We start from the raw sequence: 11,037 nt of genomic DNA, 5'->3' as shown, positions 1-11,037 counted from the left end.
GAAGATGAATGTCGGATACGTCGAGAGCAAGCCGGTGAGAATTTAGCAGTTATAATACATATAGCTTTAAATCTGCTGACGGAAGAAATCAGCTTCAAAGCAGGGATCAAAAGAAAGCAGAAAAAAGCGAACCGCAATAACGCTTACCTTTCGCAAGTCCTTGCAGGGCAAGGGGCTTCGTAATCTTGCCCTGAGGTCGAGCTTAGACAATGTCGGGTCGGCCTCAAGCAGTAACTCAAGCATCTCCTGCTGTGTTAAACCTCGCTCCTTTCTGGCTTGTTCTAAGAAGTGTGCAAACGTGAGTGGCATTCTTTGTCCTCGATAATCTCTATTATGGTAAGTATTGTTCGATTGCTTATGTAATTCAATCTTCTTTTATTAGAATTTAAACTATAGCTTATCGGGCAGGTTTTTATTATAGATGTAGATAAAACGAAGGTAGGTATTACTAGCTTTACTGTTGATGGTTTTATCGAATCGGCATTTTCGGCAAATGGAATTTTCAAATGCCCAATATTTCTTTTCCAGTGTTCCGCATAATTTATTTCGTCCTGTCACCGATGAGCGTTAACAAATTTAAACGCAGGAGCGGGATTACTAATTTATGAAATATTTAATCTTTAAAGGAAAGTAAAATGTTTAACTTCAAAAAAAGCGCACTAGCATCAGTTCTTCTTATGGGTATGGCAGTAAGTGCAGGTGCTAACGCATCTTCAAATGCTACTGTTATATGGAACGGCGTTGTTCCAACAACTAGCGCATCAGATGCACTTATCATCACTGGCCTAGGAGGTGATACAACAGCGCTTAACGGTACTATCACTCCAAGCTCAGACGGTGTGTTTGAATCAGATACTATCGTACTTGAGTCTCACTTAAATGATGGTGATGCTGTTACTCCTGTTGTTGGTGCATTAGCTTCAGCTAACTGGACTCTAGTTGATGCATCAGTAGCTTTTGACGGTGTGGCAAACCCATCTCAAGCTGTTGAGATTAATGTAAATGGTGCACCAGTAGCCGTTGGTGATGTTGTTTCTGGTGAAGAAACTATTTCAACTAAAGTTAAGCAGACTGCTGTATTACCTGAATCTGAAGTAGGTGGAACTACTGTTCAAGCATCAGTAACGGTTATGGCTGACCTTGTTTAATTTGTAGAAAATTCCCGATTCAAAGGCTCGTAGTAATTACGAGCCTTATTTCTCTACGATGGTAGTCAATATGAAAAAAGTTTTAATACTATTGGCTTTCATGAGTATGAATGCCAACGCCGATTTCAAAGTGCTTTACATTACTACGAGCCTCGATGTAGGCAAACTTTATACAAATTCAATTAATTCTGTTGAATTTATTCCGGCAGTTCTGGAGTTGACGTCAAATCAAGACAAAACAAAATTTGATGATGTTAATACCACATTAAGAATTGAAACAGATATACCTTTTGAGTCTTCGGATATTCCTTATATTTCAACGTTAACAAAAAATACGTCAATTTGTACGGACTACTCTGGAGTGAGCAATGTTCAGGATGATTTCGTTACATTAACGATTGACGGGAAAAGTTTGTCAGAGGGTGAATCCGTCTCTTTTTCAAATTTCAATTTAAATGATGGCGACAATAAGTATAGTGAGCATGACATTATATTAAGTTTTCAGTCATTTAAAGATATCATCACAGCGGGCCAAGCGGAGAGGTGTAATGGTGAGATAGAGTTCAATATAGAGGTAGATATATAATGTTCAGGTTCAAACTCATAACAATGGCAATTTTAGTGTTATTGCCTGTGTATTCGTATTCAAGTTATAGTCAAAATGTTCTTGAAGGTTTTGAAGAACTGTTTGAATTGAAAGAGTCAACAGTCCGTATACGTAACTTAGATGGTTCCCTTACTTCACCGATCCCATTTTTAACGTCGTTTAACACGTTAAAATTAGACTCGAATAATAAAAAAGCGATCGCACAGGTATCTGACTATTTAAATGATAATACAGTGTCGGCTGAGTACCAGCAGAAGATCATAGATCAATTAATGGTTGGCATACAAGATCAGTCTGAGTGTTTAGGTAAGCTCGATGAGTGTGAGTTGTACCCAGAAACGTTTGAGATCGTTCATAACTATAACGATCAAGAAGTCTATCTTTTTGTATCTCCACAGGTTTTGTCATACTCGAATCTCGATGAAGAACTGGTATACCACTCGTCTCTGAGTCAACACAATGGGTTAATCAATTCATTTGATCTGTACGTGAGTGAATATCAAGATCAAGACTCAATCGTTTCTTTAAATAATGAAACGACACTGGGGCTACCTTACGGATACCTCAAAACTGATTTCAATGCCAACAACAGTGATAACGGTTCTGAATTGTATGAAGCGGCATATCATTTAGATATCGATTCTTACTCAATAAAAGCGGGTCATTTTGAATTTGAGCCAGAGGTTAACTCAACTGACTTCCTGAATAACACCGCTCGAGTTGCTCAAAACTCGCTCACGGTAGGTACCTCTAAAAAGTTGCTCGTAGGCGGACATAATAACGACAAAGTATTGAGCTTTTATGCGCCAACAAGTGGCGGTGTACAAGTTCTTCGTGATGGTCGATTGATTTTTCAAGATAACGTACCAGAAGGGCAGAACTCAATTCCTTACAGCAAGTTACCATCTGGTCGCTATGAAGCTGTACTTGAGGTGACAAGTGGTGGGCAAGTTGTTAATACCCAGACTTATCAAGTATATAACACCAAAGGTGACTCTCTGACTCAGGGGGAAGTGGATTTCGTTGCCACTGCGGGTATGTTTTCAGGAAGCCATTACGACTACACGGAACATGGCATTCAAAATATTGAAGACGATGTTTATGGCAAGGCATTAGCTAACTACCAACTCACCCGTTCGTTGCAAGTAGGCTTGGGCGGCTTGGTCACGGACAGTGGCACTATGTACACCGTTGGTGGTGCATACAATCTGATTGATTGGGATTTGAGTACTGAAGCTGTGTACAGCCAATTCGAAGACGCATCTCACTTTAATGCTAATATCGGTATCCCTTATTTAAGTCTATCTTATGAGTCTCTCGATAATGAACTTGGTGATCCAGTTGCTTCTTATATGTACGGATATGCCGATTATTCACGTCTATCGTTGAATTCTTCGTACAGCTTCCGCGGTGGACAATCTATGTATGCGGTTTACTCGCTTAATAACGACAAGCAGTTAGACAATTTAGGTAACTCGGATGAACAGGAACAGCAGTTTATTTCCGTTGGTTACAGCACGCCCACAGTTTTAGATTCGCGAGTTAATATTAACGTCGATTACTCTGAGGCGACGGACGACATATCAGTTAATTTGTTATGGAGTGTCCCGTTGTCAGACACAGTAGAAACTATCATGGGCCTGACGAGTGATAGTGATGACATTAATCAATTTAAAACAACAGTAAGACGAAATCAGTTAATTGACTCAGACTCCTTTAATACGTCGCTTGAGGTGAGTAACACCTACGATCGACAACAGGATGATATGTATCAAGATGCGTTATTGGCGACCAGTGGCACGACTAAATACGCTCGAATGAATGCCTCCGCCCATACGTCCACCAATGGCACGAGTGGTATCAATGCTGGCTTGTCTAGCACTCAAATCGTGACGACAGACGGCGTTTATATTACCGATAAAGCGGCAATGTCTTATACGCTTGTCGATATTCATCAGTCGCAGAATACAGAGCAGACGTTTGATGAAAAAGGTTACTTCTCTCTTAAAAAAGAAGGGCGAAACAACAGTAAGTTCATCGTATATAACGATGAAACAATTGTGCCTTTGGAAGACTATAGTCAATATCGTGCGAAATTTGATTCAGAGAGCGTTGATCTTTACAACTCTGGTGATAGTAACGTAACCGTGTTTACACACCCAGGTACGGTTGCTTCTATTGAGCCAAGAGTTAGTCGCGTCGTTTCGTTTGTCAGCGCCTTTAATGACATATCAGAACAGCCGATTACAGAAGTGGAGTGTCATGGAGAAGGTTGTATTGAAGTCAATGAAATGGCCGACGGTGTTTATAGAGTAACCGTATTGGAAGGCATGAACTTTGAATTGTCAGCGAAAGAAAGCCAATGCTTACTGCCTTATGAATTTACTTCAACAAATCAGATGAACTTTGGTCAAAACTATTGTTTGCCAATAGCTCAAGAAAAGCAGATAGATTTGATTGATGCAGATGAACGACTACAAGCGATGTATTTAGGTGCATACGAAAGCTCGATTGAACTGAATAAAGCGCTTAAAAAGCTCGAGTCACACGGTTATCGAATTATTCAGAAAGAAGTGGGTTCGTTTAAGGCAATTTATATAGCGCATGAATCTATAAACATGGCGGAAACAATAGCGCTTCATAAAAGAGATATCGATCAGTTAAAACTGTTGGCAAAGCGACTTTATCGCACCAACGCCATTACATACCCAGTCGCACAAGTTAATTAAGGAGTGGGAAATGAAATCCAATAAAGTTCTACTAAATTTAGTATCACTCACTGCTATATTGTTATCTATAAGTGTACAAGCTTTTACGGTAGATAAAATGGTTATTGTCTCTGATGATAAAGGGAACGGTATCGTTACGTTAACCAACGACGAGTCTCACCCAATTTTTATCCAAGCAAAGGTGGATGAAATAAATATTATTGATGGAGAACAGGTAGAAAAAAAACAATATACAAGAGACAACTTAAACGATTGGAAGGTGTCATTAACGCACCAGAAGGTAGTTTTGAACCCTGGTGAAGAGAAAGACATTGGCATACGTAGTTTATGCCACAACGCTGCATGCGATAATTCAAAAGATTTGATGTTTATGCTGTCTTTTTCTCCAAGTAAATACAGACCTGGTGAAGTAGTGAGTGGTGTGGAAATTAATTACGGATTCGCACCTGTTTATATTATTCCTACAACACAACCGAATTATTCTTACGAATTAACCAACAACGGTGATAGCCTTAGAGTCGAAAATAAAAGTAATACCATGCTCAATTTTTTTGTAGATGCATGTGTTGCTGAAAACAAAGCCCAATGCAAACAAAAATTTACGGTTGTATCGGGAAGGAATAAGACGTTCCCTTTAACCGAAACTATGCGAAATAACGAGTTGACCATTACCGTGACATCTCACGACAGAAGCTATTCAAAGAAAGAAATGGTGACGAGAGGTAAAATATAATGCCTAGACCTATCCTATATATTGTAGCGTTTATTGCATTAATGACGACAAGCATGGCTCAAGCTGCGTTTGAAGTTCGCGCGGAAGTGAAGGCTGGTGGTGTTCGTTGGGACAATGTGACACGTTACAATGGTAAAATGCTGCCAAGTACGTGGGAAACTCCTCCTATGTTGCAGGCTTCAGAAGCTTGGGCGGCCGCGACATTTTCGGGTACACCTCCAACAGAGATGACTTTAATTGGGGGAAATGGGAATACTTCACCGTCAATATCGATCGATATATCGGGCGTTCAATACAATACTACTGGAATTGAATTTGCCCAGTCAGCGAATACGGTAGGTGGTGGGTGCTCATTTGATGAAGTGTCACTACCGATTGTGACTGTTGAAGGTCCAAACTGTGTTTCGTCTGTTCGATTAATTAATAAACAAAAATCGAGCCCATTTATTTTCCTGAGACCTATTTTCGATATTAACGAAAGTGAAATAGTGTCGGCATTAAGTGGGCTACCAGAGGGGCAATATTCAGCTTCAGTGCCGGTAAATATTCGTTACTACTATGAAAATGACGGCATTATGACTTATCGCAACATCAATGAAGTGATGTTGTTTTCATTTGATTATCAGCCTGTTCAACTCGACAGTGTTTTTGTAAGTGGAGATGGTGTCATGACGCCAGTCTACGACACAATTGGCAAAAGAATAACATCGACAACGTCATTTGATATTACAGCGAACGGCTATTTTAATGACGGAATTGTTTTAACAATGCCCTTACAGTCATACGAATTGGTTAATTCAAGTAACCCTGGTGTGGTTATTCCTTACAGCATTCATTGCGATCAGTGCAGCTCTGGTAACTTAGTTGATGAAGGACAATTAATGTATCAAACAACGGCTATTTCAGAAGGAGCTGGAGTGCAAACAAGTATTAACTTTACTTTAGACTTTGATTACGATATTGAGGGCAGTTCTGCTGTTTCCGGAGATTATTTTGATGAAGTAACGATCATGTTGGAGCCTGGTATTTAAGATGAAAAAAATGAACTTAATGTCATCGATTATCGCTGTGTTCTTATCCATAAGTGTATCAGCAGAGGAGCTGCCTATCCAGATGAGTGGTGGCATGACGTTTTCTGCATTTGATGACAACATGGGACAGACTGAAGCACTTGGTTATAAGGCGGCGGTTGGATATAACATTAGTGAAAACGTACTATTTGAACTTGGCTATGCTGATTATTCTGCTTTTTCTGATTCGGAAATAGATAGTTTACGTGCGGTAATGGTTGAAACCGACTTATTGCTACCCGTCAGTGAATTTGCCTCCTTGTATGCAGGAGTCGGGGGCGCGTTTTCTAGTGACGACACCAATTTTACGGCATCGCTTGGTCTTAAATACCAATTGAGTAAAAATTGGAGCGCCGACCTTGGTTACCAAGGCGTCTTTGATTTAGCTCGTCAACAAGACGATCTATACGCATTTAATGCACTGTTGGTTTATCGTTTTTCAAGCAATGAAGCCGCAGAAGGCCTTTCAGATATTAACCCAAGGCCCAATGTTGACCAGCTTGTTGAAGAGTCGACCCAAGTATCAAGGCCGAAAACCCAATTGGCGTCTATTGTCCCAATTAAGAAGGCGCCATCGTGTCAGCAGCGTTTAGTTGAATACCGAGTGGTTCCTGGCGACTATTTGCACCGAATTGCAAGAGCATTTGATAGCTCACTTGATGAATTAGTCGAAGCAAATCCAAATCTTAATAATCGTGATTTGAATTTGATTTACCCTGAAGAGAAAATACTTTACCCGAAAGTTAGCTGTTTAGATTAAGTTGCCTTCCTTGAAACAGAAACACTGCCAATTTTTTGGCAGTGTTTCTTTGTTTGTAGCAGAGAGTATCTCGCCAATGTAAATGATATCTACACTTGTTTAGCTATCTCGCATCTTGCGTTTTTGAAATTCAAGAGTGCCCAATACCTTTAAATCCGAATGCGCGATACTGCTCACCAATCGAGCTACTCACCTTTTATCGTTTGGGCTCGCAAATATGCTAATTAATACCTCAATTATATGCATGAAGGTCAAATATAAGAGAGCGGAGTAATGATCGGACCAAATATTTTAAACATGTATGTACTCATTATTTTCGCGCTTGGTGTTATATACGCGCTGAGCAAAATAGACGAGTAGTATCCTAAAATTTATTATTTTTAGTAGAGAGAAATATGAAAATTAAATATAATCTATTAACAGTATTCGCAATTTGTTCAGCAATGACTTCTACTGCTGCCAATGCTTTTAATGTCGACAAGATGATTGTCGTCGCGGATAAAAAGGGCAATGGTGTCGTGACACTTATTAATGATGAGTCTCACCCGATTTTTGTTAATGGAAAAGTACAAGAAATTCAGTTTATTGATGGCGACAAAATCGTTCGTAATAGTTATACAAGAAACAATCTAGATGATTGGAAAATATCTCTTACGCACCCAAGATTAGTTTTAAGACCTGGTGAAGAGAAAGACGTGGGTGTTCGTAGCTTATGTCACAACACGTCTTGCGATAACAGCAAAGATTTGATGTTTATGCTGCCATTTACTCCTAGTCGTTATAAAGAAGAGGGAGAGAAAATTCACGGTGTCGAGATAAACTATGGTTTTTCACCGGTTTATATTCTGCCTACGACAAAGCCAAGTTTTGATTATAAGATTTACAATCAGGGCGAGAATTTACGCATCGATAATAATAGTAATACGCTAATTGATGTTTATGTTAACTCATGTACAACAGAAAATAATACGCAATGCAAACAAAAGTTCACTGTTGTATCTGGTCGGGATAAAACGTTTTCTCTTGCGGAATATACGCAAAGTGAACAACTTAATGTAACCGTAACATCTTACGATAAAAAATACTCTAAAGAGATGCAACTGCCTATTCAGTAATAGGAACGCTGAAAATAGACATAATTATAGGCCTTCAATGATTAATGCTAATCAAGGACGATCAGCATTCATTACCCATGTTCAGTGCTAATTTTAGCCTACATGGCATCACTGTTATCAGCAAAGTGTAAATGCCCAATACAACATTAAATACAAATCATAAAATCAATTTTGAAATCAATAAAAAGTAAAGAGAAGTAATATGAACCTTTTAAGCAATAAGCCAGGAGGAAGCATTCCCCTGGGTTTTGTCGTCGCTACTACGCTTACCCTTTTTGGGTGTGGTGGAGAGGGCAGTGAAGGAAGTGCCGGAAGCTCAGCAAGTGTTTCCCCTAATACTCAAAGCGCGACGCTTTCCGCTCAAAATGCTACCTACTCGACTGGCTATGCTGAATCGTTCGAGGTTGACCTGTCGTCAAAGGTATTTTCATCAACGGGTGGTGGCTTTGCGCTGAGTGAAGTCGAGGTCTTGTCTAATGATGATAGCTGCCAAGTAGAAAGTATGACGGAAACAGGGTTTGTAATTCAGGCCTTTGATACCAAGGTGTGTGACTATCGATATCATGTGACTCCTAAAACATTGTCGCCAATGAGCCGTATGGCTGAAGCGCCAATGAGTGATAGTAGTAGCTCAGAAGGTTCGAGTTCTGCGGTTACGCGCATTGCGGTAAGTAGTAATCCTAGCTCAACCGAACTGGTTCCAGTAAGTGCAACAACACTGATTAATGAAGATGTGAGTGTTTTACTGAAGGACGAATTGGAGAAAGTCGGCTTTACGTTAGGTGACGAGTTTGTATTAACGGAGCTTACACTACCGTACGGTCGCTCGAGCTCAGTTCAAATAAATAGTACAGATGACCAGACTATGGATTATACCCCGCCGTCAGGTTTTACCGGCATTGACCGTGTTCTTTATACGTTAGAAGACTCGGTTAATGGCCTTGTGCTGATGGGGGTTTTAGATGTTGCGGTGGGCTACGAAGCTAACCAAGGTTTTACGATTGACGATAATATTGTATATCCAGTTGTTGTCAACGTATTGACCGATGAAGAAATCGACATCAGCGGCTTTGTTTCCTCGGACGATAGTGATGATTATCAATTGGTGTATGTTGAATCGTTTAACGCAAAAGCGGTACCTAAAGATCCACTGGACACTCAGAATAAAACGATCGTCTTTCAAGCGTCACAACCAGGTTACCACTATATTAGTTTTGCGGTTAGTGATCATAATGGAGTGTATGACATGGGTTTGATTCGTGTTGAAGTGACCGATCCTAATCAGTCATCAAAATGGGACGACATTTCTCATTTGTTGGATCTCTATATTGGACCACCCACCGCACTTGATGCAGCCGGGCAAGGCTCGCCTTATGATATAAAACTGAACGATGATGGCTACAGCCCAGCGATTGATATGGCTGGTTTTCGTTATCCGTCGGCCGTAGCATACTGCGACACCATCGGTGGTTCAGTGCCGACGTTTGATCAACTTAAGCTGATGGCCACTGATACCGATGTTCAGGCGTTACATAACTGGCCTGTTAAAGCGCAATACCTCGCTTATGATGACGGAGCAGATCTGGTTAAGTGGGTGGATCTTAAAGATGGCAGCACCCTTACAGGCGATGTCGATCCAACATCGGCTTATTATGTGACATGTGTTAAGCAAGGTTTAATTACTGTATTGCCTACCTCAAGCACGGAAGTTGTCGCGGATGGAGTTGATGTTGGTTCTGTATTTGTTGAGTTAAAACTCGGTCAAGAAGTAAGACCAGATACCCTTGTGACGGCTTCTGTCTCTAGCCCAAATGTGACATTGGACAGCGATAACGTTACCACAGACAGCTATGGTATTGCCGAGTTTCGCTTAACCAGTTTAAAAGCGGAAACCGTCACATTAACCCTTGATGTGGGTGGCATTACTCAAGACTATGAAGTTAAGTTTATTGGTGATGAAAAGACGGCTGCAGTGTCATCAGAAGCAACGATTGACACGGTACCTTATACGTCAGTGGAAGGTGGCCAGGTTACTGCGACCTTGACCGATCAAAATAGCAACCCAGTAGAAGGTTACTCAGTCATTTCAGTGGTAAGTACAGAACAGCACCCAGACACCGCAGAAATGGTTACTCCTATCCTTGAAGCGGAAACGACTCAAACCGATGAATCAGGTGAGCAAAAAGTGCGGGTAAAGTGGGATACAAACTATCAAACCCCAACAACGACCATGACCTTTGATGTGGCGTCATCTTACACCACAACAACCAATACACAGACTAATGCGATTAGCCAAGTTACCTTTCATGCCTATTTGTGTGGTGGCCAAGTTGGGGATGATGATCAACAAAACGCCGCGGGTGCCTGTGTTAAAATTGCGGAAAGCGATGGAAAGTTGTTTACCGGTACTCCAAGTGAGAGCTTTTTAAACGCTGTTGGCTATAGTGGTAATTACTACGGTAGTCATGTTGACAATATCCCTTATGGTCCTTCAGGATCGTTTGCAATTTTTAGTGTTACTGAAGCACATAGCCTTTGTGAACATTATAATACACTTGAGCTTAACGGGAGAGATGATTGGGCTTTAGCAAATATAGATGAGTTGACGAGTCTTTTTAATAACTTTGGTCACATGTACACCGCGAAGGGTTGGGCGACCGGCTACTTCTACTGGTCGTCGACGGCTAATGGTTCCGGCTACTACTACAGCGTGGGCCTCACCTATGGCGGCGTCGGCAGCAGCTACCCATCCCGTCAGTACTACGTCTCGTGCGTATCAGGTTCTTAGGGTTCAACGTTCAGAGTTTGCGGCCCGCAGGGCTAATGCCGTTCACTTAAGAGTGAACGGCATTTTTGTTCTTAGCATACCGTTGTG

8 protein-coding genes and 1 pseudogene are annotated in these 11,037 nt (G+C 40.9%); all 9 read left to right on the top strand.

Features of this window, described 5'->3' with window-relative positions; translation table 11 throughout:
• Positions 1-183: pseudogene (locus AB6E52_RS21960) on the top strand (ISAs1 family transposase); the annotation flags it as partial.
• Between the two features lie 452 nt (positions 184-635).
• Positions 636-1,148, top strand: coding sequence for a hypothetical protein (locus tag AB6E52_RS21955; protein ID WP_102321102.1), 513 nt, complete (start codon positions 636-638; stop codon positions 1,146-1,148).
• Between the two features lie 70 nt (positions 1,149-1,218).
• Positions 1,219-1,734 carry a hypothetical protein gene (locus tag AB6E52_RS21950; RefSeq protein ID WP_102321101.1) on the top strand — a complete coding sequence of 172 codons (516 nt, stop codon included), beginning with the start codon at positions 1,219-1,221 and terminating at the stop codon, positions 1,732-1,734.
• Positions 1,734-4,484 (top strand): TcfC E-set like domain-containing protein, encoded by a 2,751-nt coding sequence (locus tag AB6E52_RS21945; protein WP_102321100.1) that lies wholly within the window; start codon positions 1,734-1,736, stop codon positions 4,482-4,484. The genes AB6E52_RS21950 and AB6E52_RS21945 overlap by 1 nt, the downstream gene beginning before the upstream one ends.
• Positions 4,485-4,494: 10 nt before the next feature.
• Positions 4,495-5,217, top strand: a complete 723-nt coding sequence (locus AB6E52_RS21940) for a hypothetical protein (RefSeq protein WP_102321099.1) — start codon at positions 4,495-4,497, stop codon at positions 5,215-5,217.
• Entirely contained in the window at positions 5,217-6,248 is a 1,032-nt protein-coding gene (locus AB6E52_RS21935) for a hypothetical protein (protein ID WP_065583729.1), read from the top strand. Before AB6E52_RS21940 ends, AB6E52_RS21935 begins: the two co-directional genes overlap by 1 nt.
• A gap of 1 nt (position 6,249) precedes the next feature.
• The gene (locus AB6E52_RS21930) at positions 6,250-7,047 is read left to right on the top strand and encodes an outer membrane beta-barrel protein (RefSeq protein ID WP_102321098.1); all 798 of its coding nucleotides are present in this window, start codon (positions 6,250-6,252) and stop codon (positions 7,045-7,047) included.
• A 395-nt stretch (positions 7,048-7,442) separates the two neighbouring features.
• Positions 7,443-8,162: a hypothetical protein gene (locus tag AB6E52_RS21925; RefSeq protein ID WP_241910598.1), complete on the top strand. Its 720-nt coding sequence runs from the start codon at positions 7,443-7,445 to the stop codon at positions 8,160-8,162.
• Between the two features lie 202 nt (positions 8,163-8,364).
• Positions 8,365-10,950 carry a DUF1566 domain-containing protein gene (locus AB6E52_RS21920; RefSeq protein WP_102321097.1) on the top strand — a complete coding sequence of 862 codons (2,586 nt, stop codon included), beginning with the start codon at positions 8,365-8,367 and terminating at the stop codon, positions 10,948-10,950.
• Positions 10,951-11,037 lie beyond the last annotated feature (87 nt).

This window comes from Vibrio sp. 10N.247.311.13 (assembly GCF_041467595.1).
In the GTDB taxonomy this organism is placed as follows: domain Bacteria; phylum Pseudomonadota; class Gammaproteobacteria; order Enterobacterales; family Vibrionaceae; genus Vibrio; species Vibrio crassostreae_C.
The sequence above is the reverse complement of the archived record's forward strand: the minus strand, read 5'-3'. Positions and strand labels throughout refer to the sequence as shown.